Source organism: Flavobacterium lacustre, assembly GCF_027474525.2.
GTDB classification, from domain to species: Bacteria; Bacteroidota; Bacteroidia; order Flavobacteriales; family Flavobacteriaceae; genus Flavobacterium; species Flavobacterium lacustre.
The window spans coordinates 1,123,328-1,143,436 of the sequence record NZ_CP114882.2 but is presented as its reverse complement, the minus strand read 5'-3'; the positions used below and the strand labels follow the sequence as shown (position 1 = coordinate 1,143,436).

The 20,109-nt window shown below is 35.6% G+C and carries 20 protein-coding genes; 16 read left to right on the top strand and 4 right to left on the bottom strand.

Annotated elements, in window-relative coordinates; all coding sequences use genetic code 11:
• Positions 1-12 precede the first annotated feature (12 nt).
• Entirely contained in the window at positions 13-885 is an 873-nt protein-coding gene (locus O6P34_RS05130; RefSeq protein ID WP_269686253.1) for a helix-turn-helix transcriptional regulator, read from the bottom strand.
• Between the two features lie 228 nt (positions 886-1,113).
• Here O6P34_RS05130 and hemA point away from each other — a divergent pair, with 228 nt between their 5' ends.
• From hemA to O6P34_RS05090, 8 genes are all read left to right on the top strand, one after another.
• Entirely contained in the window at positions 1,114-2,370 is a 1,257-nt protein-coding gene (gene hemA, locus O6P34_RS05125; RefSeq protein WP_269686252.1) for a glutamyl-tRNA reductase, read from the top strand.
• Positions 2,367-3,287 carry a hydroxymethylbilane synthase gene (gene hemC / locus O6P34_RS05120; RefSeq protein WP_269686731.1) on the top strand — a complete coding sequence of 307 codons (921 nt, stop codon included), beginning with the start codon at positions 2,367-2,369 and terminating at the stop codon, positions 3,285-3,287. The genes hemA and hemC overlap by 4 nt, the downstream gene beginning before the upstream one ends.
• Positions 3,287-3,970: a uroporphyrinogen-III synthase gene (locus O6P34_RS05115; RefSeq protein WP_269686251.1), complete on the top strand. Its 684-nt coding sequence runs from the start codon at positions 3,287-3,289 to the stop codon at positions 3,968-3,970. The genes hemC and O6P34_RS05115 overlap by 1 nt, the downstream gene beginning before the upstream one ends.
• Before the next feature lie 22 nt (positions 3,971-3,992).
• Positions 3,993-5,018 (top strand): uroporphyrinogen decarboxylase, encoded by a 1,026-nt coding sequence (hemE, locus tag O6P34_RS05110; RefSeq protein WP_269686250.1) that lies wholly within the window; start codon positions 3,993-3,995, stop codon positions 5,016-5,018.
• A gap of 12 nt (positions 5,019-5,030) precedes the next feature.
• Positions 5,031-5,411, top strand: coding sequence for a hypothetical protein (locus O6P34_RS05105; protein ID WP_269686249.1), 381 nt, complete (start codon positions 5,031-5,033; stop codon positions 5,409-5,411).
• Complete coding sequence (gene hemF, locus O6P34_RS05100) at positions 5,411-6,313, top strand: oxygen-dependent coproporphyrinogen oxidase (protein WP_269686248.1); 903 nt, start codon at positions 5,411-5,413, stop codon at positions 6,311-6,313. The genes O6P34_RS05105 and hemF overlap by 1 nt, the downstream gene beginning before the upstream one ends.
• 99 nt (positions 6,314-6,412) lie before the next feature.
• Complete coding sequence (gene hemB / locus O6P34_RS05095; protein ID WP_269686247.1) at positions 6,413-7,405, top strand: porphobilinogen synthase; 993 nt, start codon at positions 6,413-6,415, stop codon at positions 7,403-7,405.
• 11 nt (positions 7,406-7,416) lie between these two features.
• Positions 7,417-7,821: a c-type cytochrome gene (locus O6P34_RS05090; RefSeq protein WP_269686246.1), complete on the top strand. Its 405-nt coding sequence runs from the start codon at positions 7,417-7,419 to the stop codon at positions 7,819-7,821.
• 79 nt (positions 7,822-7,900) lie between these two features.
• Here O6P34_RS05090 and O6P34_RS05085 read toward each other — a convergent pair whose 3' ends face one another.
• The gene (locus tag O6P34_RS05085) at positions 7,901-9,964 is read right to left on the bottom strand and encodes a M13 family metallopeptidase (protein ID WP_269686245.1); all 2,064 of its coding nucleotides are present in this window, start codon (positions 9,962-9,964) and stop codon (positions 7,901-7,903) included.
• Between the two features lie 137 nt (positions 9,965-10,101).
• Here O6P34_RS05085 and O6P34_RS05080 point away from each other — a divergent pair, with 137 nt between their 5' ends.
• The 4 genes from O6P34_RS05080 to O6P34_RS05065 all read left to right on the top strand — a co-directional run bounded on the left by O6P34_RS05080 (position 10,102) and on the right by O6P34_RS05065 (position 13,357).
• Positions 10,102-10,767 carry an SCO family protein gene (locus O6P34_RS05080; protein WP_269686244.1) on the top strand — a complete coding sequence of 222 codons (666 nt, stop codon included), beginning with the start codon at positions 10,102-10,104 and terminating at the stop codon, positions 10,765-10,767.
• Between the two features lie 121 nt (positions 10,768-10,888).
• Positions 10,889-11,122 carry a FeoA family protein gene (locus O6P34_RS05075; protein WP_269686243.1) on the top strand — a complete coding sequence of 78 codons (234 nt, stop codon included), beginning with the start codon at positions 10,889-10,891 and terminating at the stop codon, positions 11,120-11,122.
• Positions 11,123-11,128: 6 nt separating this feature from the next.
• The gene (gene feoB, locus O6P34_RS05070; protein ID WP_269686242.1) at positions 11,129-13,228 is read left to right on the top strand and encodes a ferrous iron transport protein B; all 2,100 of its coding nucleotides are present in this window, start codon (positions 11,129-11,131) and stop codon (positions 13,226-13,228) included.
• A gap of 6 nt (positions 13,229-13,234) precedes the next feature.
• Complete coding sequence (locus O6P34_RS05065) at positions 13,235-13,357, top strand: FeoB-associated Cys-rich membrane protein (protein ID WP_269686241.1); 123 nt, start codon at positions 13,235-13,237, stop codon at positions 13,355-13,357.
• On the opposite strand, the gene O6P34_RS05060 is transcribed toward O6P34_RS05065, so the two are convergent.
• The gene (locus tag O6P34_RS05060) at positions 13,354-14,007 is read right to left on the bottom strand and encodes a metal-dependent transcriptional regulator (RefSeq protein ID WP_269686240.1); all 654 of its coding nucleotides are present in this window, start codon (positions 14,005-14,007) and stop codon (positions 13,354-13,356) included. The two genes, O6P34_RS05065 and O6P34_RS05060, sit on opposite strands and share 4 nt — an antisense overlap.
• Positions 14,008-14,155: 148 nt before the next feature.
• Positions 14,156-16,027, bottom strand: a complete 1,872-nt coding sequence (locus O6P34_RS05055; RefSeq protein ID WP_269686239.1) for an Nramp family divalent metal transporter — start codon at positions 16,025-16,027, stop codon at positions 14,156-14,158.
• A gap of 97 nt (positions 16,028-16,124) precedes the next feature.
• On the opposite strand from O6P34_RS05055, the gene O6P34_RS05050 reads away from it, so the two are divergent.
• The 4 genes from O6P34_RS05050 (at position 16,125) to trhO (ending at position 20,107) form a co-directional block, all read left to right on the top strand.
• A complete protein-coding gene (locus O6P34_RS05050; protein WP_269686238.1) occupies positions 16,125-16,880 on the top strand; it encodes a transporter in 756 nt (251 codons plus the stop codon).
• Positions 16,881-16,897: 17 nt separating this feature from the next.
• Positions 16,898-18,058 (top strand): lycopene cyclase family protein, encoded by a 1,161-nt coding sequence (locus O6P34_RS05045; protein WP_269686237.1) that lies wholly within the window; start codon positions 16,898-16,900, stop codon positions 18,056-18,058.
• Between the two features lie 105 nt (positions 18,059-18,163).
• Entirely contained in the window at positions 18,164-18,574 is a 411-nt protein-coding gene (locus O6P34_RS05040) for a BrxA/BrxB family bacilliredoxin (protein WP_269686236.1), read from the top strand.
• A 174-nt stretch (positions 18,575-18,748) separates the two neighbouring features.
• Entirely contained in the window at positions 18,749-20,107 is a 1,359-nt protein-coding gene (gene trhO, locus O6P34_RS05035; protein WP_269686235.1) for an oxygen-dependent tRNA uridine(34) hydroxylase TrhO, read from the top strand.
• The last annotated feature ends 2 nt before the right edge of the window (positions 20,108-20,109 follow it).

Below are 20,109 nucleotides of genomic sequence, written 5' to 3'. Positions count from 1 at the left end.
AAATTGATACGATTAGGTGTTCGGGTTAATCGACATTAAATATTTTTTGGGTGTTGTAGCAAATTTCTTTTTGAATGCCGCTATAAAATGACTTCCGGTACTGTAGCCAATTTTCAAACCTACTTCGTTTACATTATATGAACCGCTGTCTAATAATTTACGGGCAAAATCCATTTTGTAATCAAAAAGAAAACCGTAAACCGTATCACCATAAATTTGTTTGAAACCCATTTTCAGTTTCTTTAAATTCAGTCCAATTTCATCTGCTAATTCTTGTAATCCGGGTGGTTCAGCCATATTGGCGATAATAATTTCTTTCGCTTTTTTAATTTTCAATACATTATCCTCATCAATCAAAAACGGACATTGTTCCGCATTTGGATCTTCGGTTTTATTGAAATACAAACTCAATAATTCATAACCTTTTCCTCTGTAATATAAATTTTTAATGGACGGATGCAAGCTGTAATGAAACAACTGACTAAGCACAATTGCCATCGAAGGACTGATATTTCCTTCGTTATAATATTTCTTATCTTTATTATCTGCACTCAAAAAAGTGATATAATTCGCCTCGGTAGAGAACAAAGCATGAAATTTTTTGATAGAAACAATCACTGATATTACCCAGGAATTAGGAGCCAATTCTAAATTTAAAGGCAATTCTTTTTGAGGATTATACAACAGTAATGACTTTTCCTCTTTCAGTTCTAAAGCATAATTTCCTTGATTGAATATAAATTTTGCATTGCCTTTAAGTCCAAAATGAAATTGAATCAATCCACTGCTAACCTCGTGTTGCGCATGAAAAGGAACAAGACCATCATTCTGAAAACGAATAAGCGTAAAATCATCTTCAATTTTTATAATCTCCTGTGAACCCATAGCGATATTTTTTTATTTAAAAAATGATATTTGACAATTGCTTTTATTTAGAACGGCTCTAAATAAAAGAATTCAAACACCCTGATTTCACTACAAAAATAAGTGTTTTTACAATTAAATGACGATTTAAATACAAAAAAACACAGAGCGACACAAAAAGAACTTTGAGCGTTACTTTTATCAAGACTATAGTTATAGTTTTGTTTCACTTTTAGTCAAAGTGTACTTATGGAAAATAATCACGGGGCAAAACATCACTATTTCTACTCAGTTGGATTGAGCTATAAAAAGGCCGATGCCGAAATAAGAGGTAAATTTAGTTTAGACGCTTTAGCCAAAACGCGTTTACTAGAACAGGCCAAAAAGGAAGGAATACCTAGTCTGATTGTGACTTCTACTTGTAATCGTACAGAAATATACGGCTATGCCGAACATCCGTTTCAGTTAATCAAATTGCTTTGTGAGAACAGCCATGGAACCGTGGAAGAATTCCAAAAAGTAGCTTATGTTTTTAAAAATCAGGACGCTATAAATCATATTTTTCGGGTTGGAACAGGTTTAGACAGTCAAATTCTAGGTGATTTTGAAATCATCAGCCAGCTTAAAAATGGCTTTGCCGAATCGAAATCACTGGGTTTAATAAATACTTTTTTAGACCGATTAATCAATTCTGTCATCCAAGCGAGCAAAAAAATTAAAAACGAAACCGAAATAAGTTCAGGTGCAACCTCCGTATCTTTTGCTTCGGTACAGTATATTATTAAAAACGTTGAAAATATTGGATCCAAAAATATTTTACTTTTCGGAACCGGAAAAATAGGTCGAAATACCTGTGAGAATTTAGTAAAACATACTAAAAACGAACACATCACTTTAATTAACAGAACCAAAGACAAAGCGGAGAAATTAGCTGGAAAATTGAATCTGATTGTTAAAGATTATTCCGAATTGCATCTCGAATTACAAAAAGCAGATGTAGTTGTAGTAGCAACCGGCGCTCAAAACCCTACGGTTGACAAAGCGATTTTGAATCTAAAAAAACCAATGTTAATTTTAGATTTGTCTATTCCAAAAAATGTTCATGAAAATGTTAAAGATTTGGAAGGAGTAACACTGATTCACTTGGATCATTTATCTCAGATTACGGACGAAACTTTAGAAAACAGAAAAAAACATATTCCTGCTGCTGAAGCAATTATTGAAGAAATCAAAGAAGAATTTTTGGTATGGACCAAATCAAGAAAATTTGCGCCAACCATTCATGCTTTAAAACAAAAACTGAACGCGATTAAAGATTCAGAATTGAATTTTCAAAGCAAAAAAATTGTTGATTTTAATGAAGAGCAAGCCGAAATTATCAGCAACAGAATTATCCAAAAAATAACCACGCACTTTGCGAATCATCTCAAAGATGACAACACCATGGTCGACGAAAGTATCGAATGGATTGAAAAAGTGTTCCAAATTCAAGCGACTGCAAAATAATGACAAAAACAATACGTATAGGAACTCGCGATAGTGAACTCGCGCTTTGGCAAGCTCATACCGTAGAAAAAAAACTAAATGATTTAGGATATAAAACCCAAATTATAGCCGTAAAATCACAAGGAGATCTTCTTCTTGACAAACCCCTTTACGAATTAGGAATCACTGGAATTTTTACAAAAACACTTGATATTGCTATGATCAACGGTCAAGTTGATATTGCCGTGCATTCGATGAAGGACGTTCCTACCGCTTTGCCAATTGGCATTGTTCAGGCTGCAGTTCTTAAAAGAGCTAATACTTTAGACATTTTAGTCCACAAAGGAAACCTTGATTTTCTTACCGGAAAAGGTACAATTGCCACCGGAAGCTTACGCCGTCAAGCGCAATGGTGGAACAAATATCCCAATCATACCGTAGTAGATTTGCGTGGAAACGTAAACACCAGAATGAAAAAATTGCAGGAAAACGATTGGAACGGTGCTGTTTTTGCAGCAGCTGGATTAGAAAGAATCAATTTGAAACCGGAGAATTTCATCAACTTAGATTGGATGATTCCAGCACCGGCTCAAGGAGCAATGCTTGTGGTTGCTATGGCAAATGATGAGTTTTCCAGACAAGCGCTAAACGAACTCAATGACATTGATACCGAAATTTGTACGCACATCGAAAGACAGTTTTTAAAGACACTCGAAGGTGGTTGTACGGCGCCAATTGGCGCTTTGGCAACTTTTGTTGAAGATGATATTTTGTTTAAAGGCGTTCTTTTTTCTATTGATGGGAAACAAAAAATCGAAATCGAAAAAACCGTTCCAATGCAAGACTGGAAGAAATTAGGTTTTTATTGTGCCAAAGAAATTCTAGAAAACGGCGGAACAACACTAATGAAATCTATTAAAGAAACATTGAAGAAATAATGAGCCAAACCAGTATTTTATCCACCAAAACATTGTCGGCAGAACAAAGGAAAGTATTTCTTGACGCTAATTTTGATCTTTTAGAACAAGATTTCATCGAAATTAAAAATAATCTTTTCGAGCTCAATACCATCAACAACAACTTAATTTTTAGCAGTCAAAATGCTGTTTTAAGTTTGATAGAACAAAACGGTTGGGAAGTTTTAAAGACTAAACCGGTTTTTTGCGTAGGCATTAAAACCAAGGAATTGCTTGAATTGCATGGTTTTAAAGTTGATGTTTACATGGATTACGCCTCTGAATTAGCCGAAATAATCACCCTAATTTACAATAAGGAAAGTTATACTTTTTTGAGCGGAAATTTGCGCAAAGAGACTTTACCTAAAGCATTAAAAAGTACAGGAATAACTTTTAACGAAATTGAAGTTTATCAAACAACTCTTGCGCCTTTTAAAATATCAGACCAAGAAAATTTTGACGGAATTCTATTTTTTAGCCCATCTGGCGTTGAAAGTTATTTGACAAATAATAAAATCAAGAATGAAGTTTGCTTTTGCATAGGCACCACTACAGCATCAGCATTAGAAACAAAAAAAATTAAAAACATAGTAATTGCCGAAACGCCAACTATCGAAGAGGTGATTTTGGAAGTTATTGAATATTATAAAACGGAAAGCATCTAGCTACCTGCTTAAATTTAAACACATGATTAAGAACGACCTATTTTTACGCGCCTTAAAAGGAGAAACAGTACAACGTCCGCCAGTTTGGATGATGCGTCAAGCCGGAAGATATTTACCGGAATTCATCGCTTTACGTGATAAATATGATTTTTTCACCCGTTGTCAAACTCCGGAATTAGCTGCCGAAATCACGGTTCAACCCATTCGCAGAATAGCGCCGGATGCAGCAATTTTATTCTCAGATATTTTGGTAGTACCACAAGCTATGGGAATCGAAGTCTTGATGAAAGAAAGTTTTGGTCCGTTTTTACCCAATCCAATTCGTACGATTCAGGATGTCGAAAAAGTAATCGTTCCAGATGTAAATGAAACATTAGGATACGTTTTTGACGCTATCAAGTTGACCAAAGAAATGTTGAATGACGAAGTACCATTAATTGGTTTCGCTGGTTCACCTTGGACGATTTTCTGTTACGCTGTGGAAGGAAAAGGGTCTAAAAGTTTTGATATGGCCAAAGGATTTTGTTTCCAATATCCGGAAGCAGCACATGTTTTATTGCAAAAAATTACGGATACCACTATTTTATATTTAAAAGAAAAAGTAAAAGCGGGAGTAAATGCCGTTCAAATTTTTGACTCTTGGGGCGGAATGCTTTCTCCGGTTGATTATCAGGAATTCTCTTGGAAATACATCAACCAAATCGTAGAAGCTTTGGCAGATGATGCTCCGGTTATTGTTTTCGGAAAAGGATGTTGGTTTGCGCTTGGCGAAATGGGAAAAAGTAAGGCTTCTGCTTTAGGAGTTGACTGGACTTGTTCTCCACGAAATGCCAGATACTTGTCTGGTGGAAACATCACGTTACAGGGAAATTTTGATCCTAGTCGTTTGCTTTCTCCGATTCCGGTAATTAAGAAAATGGTTCATGAAATGATTGACGAATTCGGAAAAGACAAATACATCGTGAATTTAGGTCACGGAATTTTACCAAATATTCCTGTGGATCACGCAAAAGCATTTATTGATGCGGTGAAAGAATACAATCAATAATTAGATTTAAAAATGCTAAACAAAGGATTACGAGATCAGGAAAGCATCCGAATAGACAACATTCTAAAGGTGTTGCATTCACTGACTTTCGCTCCTAAGTTTTGGAATTTAGAAGACCTCCTGTATCTCGAAAATGAATTAAAAGATTTGGGAATGAATGTCGAAAGTCTTCGTGATTTCGACGAAAAAGAATTGATTACCCACTTGGAACGTCTTCATTTTGATTGGAATCATTTCGAATTATTTGCCGATTTTTTGTTGGCATTTTCGAAAGAAAGTCAATTTGATTTTCAAGAAAAAGCAATTGCCATTTACGATTATGTTCAACAAGAAAGCAAGATTTTTTCGTTTGAAATATTTAAAAAATTAGCTGCTGCAAAAGCAAATTTATAATGAAAGAACAATTTTACAGCTACATACAAAACCTTCAAGACCAAATCTGTGCAGGATTAGAAGCGTCTGATGGTCAAGCCAAATTCCGTGAGGATATTTGGAAACGTCCGGAAGGCGGAGGCGGAAGAACACGCGTAATTGAAAACGGAGTAGTTTTCGAAAAAGGCGGTGTCAATATTTCGGCCGTTCACGGGAAATTACCGGAAGCTATGCAAAAGATGTTCAATGTAGGCGAAGCTGATTTTTTTGCCTGTGGATTGAGTTTGGTTTTGCATCCAAAAAATCCAATGACACCAACCGTTCACGCGAATTGGCGTTATTTCGAAATGTACGATGACAACGGAAATGTAATCCAGCAATGGTTTGGCGGTGGACAAGATTTGACACCTTATTATCTGTTTGAAGAAGATGCAATTCATTTTCATCAAACCTGTAAAACCGCTTGTGACAGACACAATCCGGAGTTTTATCCAAAATACAAAAAACAATGTGATGCCTATTTTTGGAATGCGCATCGCAATGAAGCCCGTGGAATTGGCGGATTATTTTTTGATTATTGCAAAGCAACAGATGCGATGTCAATGCAAGATTGGTACAACTTTGTAACCGAAGTTGGCAATAGTTTCCTTCAAGCGTATGTTCCAATTGTAGAAAAAAGAAAAAATTTACCGTATTCTCCAGAACAAAGAACCTGGCAGGAAATCCGTCGTGGTCGTTATGTGGAATTTAATTTGGTACACGACAAAGGCACTTTATTTGGTCTAAAAACCAACGGAAGAATCGAAAGTATTTTGATGAGTTTACCGCCACATGTGCAATGGGTGTACGACCATCATGCAGAAGTTGGAAGCGAGGAAGAAAAATTAATAAACGTACTAGAAAACCCAAGAAATTGGATTTAAATAGTTTAACCATTAAGAAATTAAGTTTAAAACCTTAATAAATCTTAATTTCTTAATGGTTCAAAAAATAAATTAAAGTTCAACTTTAAACGAAAACATATGTTCCCATTACACAGAGGCAGAAGATTAAGAACAAACGAATCCATCCGAAGTTTAGTTCGTGAAACGACATTAAGTCCAAGTGATTTCATGTTTCCCATGTTTATTGCTGAAGGCGAAAATTATCAAGCGGAAATTGCTTCAATGCCAGGAATATTTCGTCGTTCGATCGATTTAACCGTAAAAGAAATTCAAGAATTATTTGCTTTAGGCATTCGTGCGGTGAATATTTACGTGAAAGTCAGCGAAAATCTGAAAGATAATACCGGGAAAGAAGCATGGAATCCAGACGGATTAATGCAAAACGCCATTCGTTCTATAAAAGCCGCTTGTCCGGAAATGATTGTTATGCCTGATGTGGCTTTAGACCCGTATTCTATTTATGGTCATGACGGAATCATTGAAAAAGGAGATGTTGCAAATGACCCAACAAATGATGCTTTGGTAAAAATGGCTGTTTCTCACGCTCAGGCTGGAGCCGATTTTGTAGCGCCTTCAGATATGATGGACGGACGCGTATTGCGTTTGCGCCAAGGATTGGATGCGGCAGGATTTGAAAATGTTGGAATCATGAGCTATTCCGCTAAGTACGCTTCCGCATTTTACGGACCGTTCCGTGATGCATTAGACAGCGCACCGGTAGATTCTACAGAAATTCCAAAAGACAAAAAAACCTACCAAATGGATTATGCCAATCGTATTGAAGCCATCAAAGAAGCATTATGGGATGTTGAAGAAGGGGCTGATATGGTTATGGTAAAACCTGGAATTGCGTATTTAGACATCGTTCGCGAGATTAAAAACGCGGTAAATGTACCTGTAACAGTATACCACGTTTCGGGTGAATATGCAATGATCAAAGCTGCTGCCGAAAGAGGTTGGTTAGACAATGACAAGATTATGATGGAACAATTAATGTGCATCAAACGTGCTGGAGCCAGTTTAATTTCGACTTATTTTGCTAAAGAAGCTGCGATACTTTTAAACAAATAATAACTAGTCTCATGAAAAAAATTGTATACGTATTATCCGTTTTAGCATTTATTTCCTGTAAAAAAGAAAGCGAAGAATCTTTTGGAAAACCAACCGAAACTTCAGAACCAACCGAAAAAACTACTGCCGAAATAAAAACTCCGGAAGCATTAGGAAAAGAAATTTTTGAAGGAAAAGGAACGTGCATTGCTTGTCACAAAACAGATGCAAAACTTATTGGCCCAAGCCTGCAAGATATTGCCAAAATCTACAAAGAGAAAAACGGAGATATGATTTCGTTCTTAAAAGGCGAAGGAGAAGCATTAGTCGATCCTACTCAATATGAAGTAATGAAAGCTAATTTTGCCATCACAAAAACGATGTCTGAGGAAGAATTGAAAGCTTTGGAAGCTTATGTTTACTCTAGTTTGAAATAACCTCTGCGTACATTTATTATTAAAACAAAAAAACCATTCGTTTATTCGAATGGTTTTTTGTTTTTACAAATTGATAATATTACCAAATTTTTACTCTTTTCTCTGGTGCAATGTACATTCCGTCACCTGATTTTATATCAAATGCATTATAGAAAGCATCAATGTTTTGCACCGGCACATAAGCACGATACATTCCCGGAGAATGTGGATCGGTTTTTACTTGATTTTTAATTGCTTCGTCACGCATTTTAGTTCTCCAAACGGTTGCCCAAGAAATAAAGAATCGCTGTTCTGGCGTATAACCATCTATTAATCCTGGATTTCCGTTTTCTTTTAAATACAATTGCAAACCGTCGTAAGCAGCATTAACACCACCTAAATCGCCAATATTTTCTCCAAGTGTAAATTTCCCGTCTACATGAATCCCCGGCAAAGGCTCTAATGCGCTGTATTGATTTGCAAGAGCTGTTCCAAGCACTGTAAATTGTTTTAAATCATCGGCAGTCCACCAATCTACCAAGTTTCCATCGGCATTGTAACGTGCTCCGGAATCATCAAATCCATGAGAAATTTCGTGACCAATTACGGCTCCGATTCCGCCATAATTTACAGCTTCGTCCGCATTATAATTGTAAAAAGGCGGTTGTAAAATTGCTGCCGGAAATACAATTTCGTTATACGAAGGATTGTAATAGGCATTCACCGTTTGTGGCGACATTCCCCATTCGGTTTTATCAACTGGTTTAGAAAGTTTGTCTAAATCTTCCTGGAATGTCCAACGGGAAAGGTTCTGCATGTTTTTGTAATAACTTCCTCCTTCTGACGGACTGGTGATTACTAAAGCAGAATAGTCTTTCCATTTATCAGGATAACCAATTTTAATGGTGATTTTATTTAATTTTTCAATCGCTTTTACTTTCGTTTCAGGCGACATCCAAGTCAGATTATTAATTCTGTTTTGATAGGCCAAAACTACATTTTTGATCATTTTTTCCGCTTTGGCTTTGGCTTCAGCCGGAAACATTTTTTCTACATATAATTTCCCTAAAGCTTCTCCGATAGTATTATTTACGGTTTGCAGCGCTTTATCTTCTCTGGGTCTTTGTTTAATGGCGCCAGTTAAAGTTTTACCGTAAAAATCAAAATTAGCGGCTTCGATATCCGTGGATAATTTTCCTGTGGATGCGTTTAACAAAGTCCAACGCATATAGGCTTTCCAATCGGCAACTTTATTTTCTGTAAAAATAGTTTGCAAAGCCTTCATGTATCGCGGTTGAGAAACAATAATTGTATCTAATTTTGGGAGCCCAATTCCGGAAAAATAAGCATTCCAATTAATCGCCGGCGTTATTTTTTGTAAATCGGCAACCGTCATTGGGTTGTATTGCAAACGGCTGTCTCTACTTTCCACACGGTCTAATCTTGGGTTAGAAAGTGCGGTTTCTAATGCTATTATTCTACTTGCATTTGCTTTTGCTACAGCTGGACTTTCGCCAATAAACCCTAACATTTTAGCGATATGAAGTTCATATTTAGCCTTCTTTTCTTTAGAATCTTTATCCTCTGAAGAATAATAATCTTTATCAGACAAACCCAATCTTCCAACGCCTAAATTCACAGCGTTTTTATCGCTGTTTTTATCATCGGCTCCAATGTACAGACCAAAAAATCCAATCCCGCCGATAGGTTCCATTTCTATCAAAAGTGATTGTACATCCTGAATGGTTTTTACCTTATCAATTTTGGCTAAATACGGTTTTAATGGCGCAATTCCTTCTTTATTTCTGGCAACCGTATCTAAAATCGATTTAAAAAGATTAACCGCTTTTCCTTGATCGGTATTCGATTTATAAACAGGATTATTTGCCGCTTCTTTCAAGATGGTTAACGCATCTTTATCGGTTTTTTTCAATAACTCATTAAAACTTCCCCAAGAAGTTCGATCATTTGGTATTTCCGTTTGATTCAACCAGGTTCCATTTACAAAACGGAAGAAATCAGTATTGGGCTTTACACTTTTATCCATAAATGTAACATTAATCCCCGGTTCTGTTGGTTTTACAACGGTTTGCGCCTGACTGTCCGACAACCAAACAATTGCAGGAATCACAAAAATAAAGCGTTTAGCAAATAATTTTTTCATTTTAATTAACGTTTTAGAGGTTATCACAAACTTATTAATAAAATATTTAATAAAACGCGAATTCAATGAGAATTACATTGCGTTAAATGTTCTGAAAATAAGAACTGCTTTTTGTATTTTTGCATCAAATTGTTTTTATGAAATCTATTTTTGTCAAATACCGAAAATTCTTTGCTGTTTTATTCGTGTTTTCGGTCATTACTATTTCCTTATTTTACTCGGCTTTAAAACCTGCAAAAACATTACCTATATATAATCCTTCCGATGTAAATCCGGAATTAGTGGATAGCACCGTACAATACATCAGTAAATACCATACCATTGCTGATTTTTCATTCGTGAATCAAAACGGGAAAACAATTACTCAAAAAGACTATGAAGGCAAAGTATATGTGGCTGATTTTTTCTTCACAACTTGCGGTTCTATTTGTCCAAAAATGACCACTAACCTTGCCGAAGTTCAAAAAGCAGTTCAAAACAATCCGAACGTAATGCTGCTTTCCCACACCGTTTTTCCTGAAATTGACAGTATTCCTGTTTTGAAAGCTTACGCCAAAAAACACGGCGTAATTGACAGCAAATGGAATTTAGTCACCGGAGATAAAAAAGAAATTTACACGATGGCGAGAAAATCCTATTTGGCCGTAAAACTCGGAAAACCTTCTGAATTGTATGATATGGTTCATACCGAAAATTTTGTTTTAGTAGATCAAAAAAGACGTGTTCGTGGTTTTTATGACGGAACCAAAAAAGAAGACATGAAACAATTGATCGAAGACATTAATTTTTTGTGTGCCGAATAACCCAATTTCCTGATTATTCTTTTCTTCCGTTTTACTTAAAATAGATACAAATGTGATAATTATCATTTGTGTTTGTATTATAATATGTATTTTTGCAATCTAAATTCAATCTAAATAAGGTTTGCGAACAACGATACATTCTCTCAAAAAAGGCGAAAAAGCCATCATCAAAGATTTTGATATCGATGCTATTCCATTAAAATTACTTGAAATGGGATGTTTGCCTGGCAATGAAGTCGAATTGCTTCAAGTAGCTCCTTTTGGAGATCCTTTGTATTTGAATATTAATGGCTCACATGTCGCCATTAGAATAGAAACCGCTTCACAAATTGAAGTTGAAAAAATTAAAAAATAACATACAATGAGCCTCAAAAATATTAATGTCGCTCTTATTGGCAACCCAAATGTTGGGAAAACCTCTGTTTTTAATCAATTGACGGGTTTGAACCAACAAGTGGGAAATTATCCTGGAATTACCGTTGAAAAAAAGATTGGTTTTTGCAGATTACCCAACAATATCAGAGCTAATATTCTTGATTTACCAGGCACTTACAGTTTGAATGCCAGCTCAATCGACGAAAGCGTTGTTATTGAACTTTTGCTGAATAAAAATGACCGTTTATATCCCGATGTAGCTCTTGTTGTTACAGATGTAGAAAATCTAAAACGTAATTTACTGCTTTTTACACAGATAAAAGATTTAGAAATCCCTACCATTTTGGTCATTAACATGGCCGACAGAATGAAGCACAAAGGAATTTCCTTAGACATTCCTTACCTTGAAGAACACCTAAAAACTAAGATTGCTCTAATCAGTTCCAGAAAAGGTTTTGGCATTGACGAATTGAGAAATTTAATTGTCAACTACAGGTCCATTTCCAGTGAACCTTGCTTGAATGCTTCAAGTATTGATCCCGAATATTTCAATACGTTGCGCAGTACTTTCCCAAATCAATTGCTTTATAAATTGTGGTTAGTAATTACTCAGGATGTGAATTTCTTGAATTTAGAACGAAATGAAATTCGGAATTCTTATACCAAATCACATTCTGATTTGAAACGGTTGCAACAAAAAGAAACCATAAAACGCTATCAATTCATCAATGATGTCCTAAAAGTTGGGCTTAAAATAGATGCGTCAATAGCCAAAGATTTCCGTAGTATTTTAGACAGAATCCTTACCCACAAAATTTGGGGTTATCTTATTTTCTTTTTCATCTTGTTTGGGATTTTTCAATCTATATTTGAATGGTCCAAAATTCCGATGGATTATATCGACACCGCTTTTGCTTCCTTAAGTGCGCTTGCCGGCGAAAAATTACCGGCTGGTGTTTTGAGTAATTTAATCTCACAAGGAATCATTCCCGGTATTGGAGGAATTTTGATTTTTATACCACAAATTGCCTTTTTGTTTATGTTTATCTCTATTCTGGAAGAAAGCGGATACATGAGTCGTGTGGTTTTCCTGATGGATAAAATCATGAGAAAATTTGGTTTATCAGGCAAAAGTGTTGTGCCGTTAATCTCCGGAACCGCTTGTGCAATTCCTGCAATTATGGCCACCCGAAACATCGAAAACTGGAAAGAACGACTCATCACCATACTCGTAACACCATTTACAACCTGCTCTGCCAGACTTCCGGTTTACGCCATTATTATTGCTCTTGTTATTCCGGACGAACGTATTTTTGGAATTATCAATATGCAAGGATTCACCCTGATGCTTTTGTATCTTTTGGGTTTTGGAATGGCTATTTTTTCGGCTTATATTTTAAATAAAATATTGAAAATAAAAGGAAAAACCTATTTCATCGTAGAAATGCCCAATTACAAATTACCCCTTTTCAAGAATGTGGGAATCAATGTGATTGAAAAAACCAAAGCTTTTATTTTTGGTGCCGGTAAAATAATTTTGGCCATATCTATCGTTTTATGGTTCTTGGCGTCCTACGGTCCGGGAAAACAATTTAAGAACGCAGAAGCTATAATTATAGAAAAGACAAAAGACAATCCGTTATCTGAAACAGCTTTGAACAATGCGATTGCTTCTCAAAAACTAGAAAATTCCTATATTGGTTTAATGGGAAAATCTATAGAGCCTGTGATTTCTCCTTTAGGCTACGACTGGAAAATTGGTATTGCGATTATCAGTTCATTTGCTGCCAGAGAAGTATTTGTAGGCACTTTGGCAACCATTTACAGCGTGGGCGATACGGATAATGAAGACACTATAAAAAACAAAATGCAAGCTGAAATCAACCCAAAAACGGGTGAAAAGATTTTCAATTTTGCCTCTGGAATTTCACTGCTTTTGTTTTATGCTTTTGCTATGCAATGTGCGAGTACACTCGCCATTACCAAGAAAGAAACCAATACCTGGAAATGGCCGTTGGGACAACTTATTTTTATGAGTGGATTGGCTTACGCAGTAGCCTTAATTGCGTATCAAATTCTAAAATAAAGTAGTATGATTCAAGAAATTATAGCCTTCGGAATATTAATATTTGCTGTCGCTTTTTTGATTAAAAAGTATTTTTGGAAGAAAAAATCAGACAAGAATTGTGGCGATGGCGATTGCGGTTGCAATTAAATCACCTTCACAAATAAATTACTTGCAATTTTATTAGAAACGGTCAAGTCTCGGCCATCTACTTTTATTTTTAGCGATAAATCGAATGTTTCTTTGGATATAAATTCAATTTTTGAGCCCAAAGCTATTTCTTGTTTGTCTAAATATTTCAAAAATTCTGAAGACGTATCTTTTACTCCAACACAAATTCCGGTTTGGTTTTGCATCAATTCCGAAAGCAATTGTTTATCGATTTTAATCATTTGACCATTTGCATCGGGAATGGGGTCGCCGTGTGGATCTTCGGTGGGATTTCCCAGAAAATCATCGAGTTTATTGATTAATTTTTCGGATTTAATGTGCTCTAATTGTTCGGCAATATCATGTACTTCGTCCCAGGAAAAGTCTAGTTTTTCGACCAAGAAAACTTCCCATAAACGGTGTTTTCTCACAATCATTTTGGCGGCAAGTTTTCCTTTATTAGTAAGGGAAACGCCTTGATATTTTTTATAATTAACGAACTCTTTTTCGGCTAATTTTTTGAGCATATCCGTTACGGAGGAAGCTTTGGTTTCCATCATTTCGGCAATCGCATTGGTGCTGACTTCCGTTTCGGAAACTGCGGTAAGATGGTATATGGATTTAAGATAATTTTCTTCTGAAAAAGTCATAGGATTTTGATTGAAAATTAGTGTTCTTGATTGCAGATTTCCTAGCCCCGATAGTAGTGAAAATCCTTATGGGCCGGGTTTTGGCCTGTAAGATTGTAACGGATAGCGGGATTAGCTCCTCTTCAAAAATTATGCTACGAATATTGTTTTAATTATTTACGATTACCAAAGGAATTGAAATTTTATGGCGCAACTTGTCGACTGTAGTGCCAAAAAGCAAATCTTTCATGCCGGTGTGGCCGTGTGTTCCCATTACTAAAATATCGAAATTACCTTTATTGACAATTTTTGGAATCACTTTATTTGGTTTTCCAAAACCCAATTGCGTTTTGACATGAAAGCCTTTTTCGCGGAACATTTGCTTGTATTCGAGCAATAATTTTTCGTCGATTGTGGTTTCATGGTCATCTACATTTTTTCCGTAAATCATGGCGCCTACGGTTTCTACCACGTGAATCAAGGTATATTTTGCATCTATTCCGCCCATGTTGAAGGCGTAATTAATGGCTTTTTCGTCAGCAAAAGAAAAATCTACTGAAACGGCAATATTCTTTTGGGAATGCGCTGCCGATTCTGAAAACTTCAAAACCATGTTGTGAGGCGAATGGTTGTGAATGTCTAATTTGGCTTTGGAAATAAACGGTTTAAAAACGATATAAAGCAACAAAATAAGGAAACCAAATGCCAAAGGAACTACGGTTAACCAAAGAATTATTGGGTTTTGAGACGTTTCTAACCATCCTGAAATTTCATCAAAAACTAATTTGGCGTTGAGCGAAACTATAATTGAAGCAATAATCCAAGCGGCAACCTGAGTGATTTTACTAATATGAAATCCTCTCATTTTAGATTTGTCACTCACAAAATGAATGAGTGGAATAATAGCAAATCCCAGTTGTAAACTCAAAATAACCTGACTTAAAATGAGTAGTTTTCCGGTTATACTTTCGCCATAAATCAAGATGACAATAACGGCGGGAACTATGGCAATTATTCTGGTAATTATTCTACGAACCCAAGGTTGAATGCGCAAATTAAGGTAGCCTTCCATGACAATTTGCCCAGCCAAAGTTCCTGTAATTGTTGAGCTTTGTCCTGCAGCAATTAAAGCTACAGCAAATAATATTGGCGCCCATTTTGTCCCTAAAAGTGGTGCCAAAAATTTATGTGCATCTTGTATTTCGGCGACTTCAAACATGCCGTTTTTATAGAATGTGGCTGCGGCCAAAATTAAAATAGCGGCATTTACAAAAAAAGCTAAATTGAGCGCAATGGCAGAATCTATGAAATTATATTTTATGGCCTGCTTGATTCCGGCGTGAGTTCGGGAGAATTTTCGGGTTTGTACCAAAGAAGAATGCAAGTATAAATTATGCGGCATCACTGTTGCTCCGATAATTCCTATGGCGATATAAAGTGCGGCTTCATTTGGCATCGATGGAATCAATCCATAAATTACCTTGCTCATCTCCGGCTCTGCAAAAATCATTTCGAAAATGAAAGAAAACCCAATAATAGCTACTAAAACGATAATAAAAGCTTCCATTTTTCGGATGCCTTTATTGATTAAAAAAAGCAATAAAAAAGTATCTAAAACGGTGATTAAAACCCCTTCAATAAGCGGAATGTCAAATAACAAATTTATCCCTATGGCCATTCCTAAAACCTCAGCCAAATCACAAGCTGCAATGGCAATTTCGGCAAGAAAATAAAGAATATAATTGATAAAAGGCGAATAAGTTTCCCGCGAAGCTTGCGCCAAATCCCTTTGGGTTACAATTCCCAGACGGGCGCTTAAACTTTGCAAAAGCAACGCCATTAGATTACTCATTAATAAAACCCAAAGTAATGCGTAACCAAATTGGCTTCCGCCAGCAATATCTGTTGCCCAATTTCCCGGATCCATATATCCGACACTTACCAAATATGCGGGACCAAAAAAGGCTAATATTTTCCTGAAAACGGTGGTTTTATTTTGTGTGGAAACCGATTGGTTTACCTCTTCGAGAGATTTGCTCATGACTGAAATTGAATTACTAACGCAAATATAAGATTAAAATTAGTTTTTACAAATTTAATTTTTAGATTTGTCTAAATTTAATTTAATGCAAAACTAAATGAAAAATAAATTTCTGTTTATTCCGTTTTTTTTACTGTTTGAAAATATATGTCAAGCACAAGAATTACCGTCCATTCAGACCGACAGACCCGATCAGACGGAATGCCCGTTTATAACTCCAAAAGGATATTTTCAGTTAGAAAACGGATTTTCTTATGAAGTAAAAACAAAAAATTCAAGTGAAATAACTGCACCAACAATTTTGACAAAATATGGAATTAACGATCATTTTGAATTTCGCTTGATTACAGAATATAGCATCGAGTCCGAAAATTCAAAAAACATTTCGGGAATAAGCCCAATGGCTATTGGCTTTAAAACCAAACTTTGGCAGGAAAAAGGAATCATCCCGACCACGTCATTAATAGGTCATTTACACTTTCCGAAAATAGCTTCTGCCGTATTAAAAACGAATTATTATGCCCCGGCATTCCGATTCACCATGCAACATACTTTAACCAAAAAACAAACTTTAAGTTATAATCTTGGTGCCGAATGGGACGGAATAACTGCTGAACCCGCATTTATTTACACTTTAACCACTGGGTATTCTTTCTCTGAAAAAATAAGTGGTTATGTTGAATTTTACGGTTTTATTCCTCAAATAAACAAACCGGATCATCGGTTTGATGCCGGACTGAATTATTTATTCAATCCAAATCATCAATTAGACCTTTCGGGAGGCTTTGGTTTATCGGCAACTTCCCCGGACTATTTTGTTTCTTTGGGCTATTCGTTTCGATTTAAAATCTAAATTGTTTATTTTTGAACATGATTTTAACACAAAAACAGGCTTTCGATTACATTTTCACCGGCACGGGATTATCCGCTTTGATGACCGTTTATAAAATGGTTTTATCCGGAAAATTTAACGACAAAACCATTTTGTTATTGGATGAAAACACCAAAAAATCCAATGACAGAACTTGGTGTTTTTGGAAAGAAACTGAAACGATTTGGGATGATGCAATTGCTAAAACGTGGGATTCTGCCTTATTTGCAAACCAAGATTTGAAACGAGATTTAAATTTAAATCCGTATCAATACAACATGATTCAGGGATTGGATTTTTACAATCAGGTTTTTGGTTTGCTTTCTAAACAAAAAAATATCACTTTCATAAATCAAAAAGCAGTAGCAATTGAGGAATCGAAAACCATAATTATAGTACAAACCGAAACCGAAACATTCACTTGCAACAAATTATTCAACAGCATTTACAATGCAATCAAAGTAGAAAACCAGACTAAATATCCCGTTTTACAACAGCATTTTATTGGTTGGTTTATCAAAAGTGAAGAAGCGGTTTTCAATCCCGAGCAGGCTACTTTCATGGATTTTTCGGTAGAACAGAAAGGAAATACGCGCTTTATGTACGTTTTACCAACATCAAAAACCGAAGCATTATTAGAATATACCTTGTTTTCTCATACACTTTTAGCCAAAGAGGAATATGAATCCGAAATCAAGAATTACATTCAAAAACTAGGGATTTCAAAATATGAAATCATCGAAAAAGAACAAGGCAGCATTCCGATGACCTGTTATCCATTTTGGAAAAATAATACAAAAAGTGTCTTAAATATTGGCACTTCGGGAGGTTGGACAAAAGCAAGCACCGGCTATACTTTCAAGAATTCAGACAAAAAATCTACCGAATTAGTTTCTTTCCTGCAAAGAGAAACCAACTTTACTCAATTTCATAAGAAGACTAAATTTTGGTTTTACGACCTCTTATTTTTAGGCGTTTTGGACCGAAATAATGAATTAGGAACTGTCATTTTCACTTCACTTTTCAAAGCTGGAAATCCGAGCTTAATTTTTAAATTCTTAGATGAAGACACTTCCTTTCGCGAGGACCTTCAAGTGATTTTAAAGTGTCCTAAATTACCTTTTATCAAAGCTGTTTTTCGTCAGATTTTTTTAAAATAAAAATAGTAATCAAACTATAACAAAACTTTATAGTTCGATTATACTTGTTGGTTTTAAACTTTGTAACTTTGCATTTCGAAAAGTTTAAACTTTAAATAAAAAAATATGTATCCAGAAGAAATGGTAAAACCGATGCGTGCTGAATTATCAGATGCAGGTTTTCAAGAATTACATACAGCTGAAGCAGTTGAAAACGCAATAAAATCTACAGGTACAACACTTGTAGTAGTAAATTCGGTTTGTGGTTGTGCAGCAAGAAATGCACGTCCGGGAGCAAAATTGAGCTTAGAAGGTGCTAAAAAACCAGATCATTTAATCACCGTTTTTGCAGGTGTAGATAAAGAAGCTGTAGATGCTGCAAGAGGATTTATGTTTCCTTTTCCTCCGTCATCACCAAGTATTGCTTTGTTCAAAGACGGCGAATTGGTTCACATGTTAGAGCGTCACCACATTGAAGGTCGCCCAGCTGAATTAATCGCTGAGAACTTACAAGATGCTTTCAACGAATACTGCTAGTTTTTAAACACTACAAATTCCTTAAAAAGATTTTTACCGCAAATTCACAAATTACTTTTATCAATTTGTGAATTTGCGGTTTATTTTTTTTTAATCTGCGGTAAAATCCTAAATTTGCACCGAATTCTTCCATTTAGAACTCGCAACATATTTTCTCACTTAAACGTTTATAGCATGCAACTGTATAACACCTTAAGCGCAGAAGAAAGAGCTGAACTGATTGATCAGGCCGGTAAACAACGCCTCACGTTGTCTTTCTATGCGTATGCCAAAATTCAAGATCCTAAAAAATTTCGCGACGATTTATTTATCGAATGGAACAAGCTCGACGCTCTTGGCCGAACCTATGTTGCCAAAGAAGGAATTAATGCTCAGATGAGTGTTCCTGCAGAAAATTTTGAAGCTTTCCGCGAAACTTTAGAAGCATATGATTTCATGAAAAACATTCGTTTGAATGTGGCTGTGGAACATGATGACCATTCGTTTTTAAAACTGACTGTAAAAGTTCGTGATAAAATTGTAGCCGATGGATTGAATGACGAAACTTTTGATGTTACTAATATTGGTGTGCATTTAAAAGCGCAAGAATTCAATGAAATTCTGGACAATCCAAATACGATTGTAGTTGATTTTAGAAATCATTACGAGAGTGAAATTGGTCATTTCAAAGGAGCAATTACGCCTGACGTGGAAACTTTCCGTGAATCTTTACCAATCATCAACGAACAATTGAAAGATTTCAAAGAAGATAAAAACTTAGTGATGTATTGCACCGGGGGAATTCGTTGCGAAAAAGCTTCTGCGTATTTCAAACATCAAGGTTTTAAAAATGTGTTCCAATTAGAAGGCGGAATTATTAATTATGCCAAACAAATCAAAGAAGAAAATCTAGAAAGTAAATTCATAGGGAAGAACTTTGTTTTTGACCATCGTCTAGGCGAAAGAATTACCGACGATATTGTTTCGCAATGTCATCAATGCGGAAAACCTTGCGACAATCATACTAATTGTGAAAACGACGGTTGCCATTTATTATTCATCCAATGTGACGATTGTAAAGCAGCGATGGAAAACTGCTGCTCTACCGAATGTTTAGACATTATACACTTGCCTCTCGTAGAACAAGTAAAATTACGAAGAGGAATTCAGGTAGGAAATAAAGTCTTTCGCAAAGGAAAATCAGATAAATTGGCCTTCAAACATTCTGGGGAACTATCCGATAAATCATTGGCTTTAGCCGAAAAACCAACAGCTATTCGCCAAAAAATAAAAGTAAAAAAAGTATTGCTTGGTAAAGCAGAACACTATTATGCAAAAGCACAAGTAGCGCTGTTTACTATCGAAAACCAAGAATTAAACCTTGGTGATAAAATATTGATTTCAGGACCAACAACTGGAAATCAAGAATTAGTTTTAGAAAAAATGTTAGTCAACGGAACCGAAGGAGCTCAAGCAAAAATGGGCGATAAAGTAACTTTTACTTTGCCTTTCCGCATCCGATTATCAGATAAATTATATAAAATTACAAACTAATT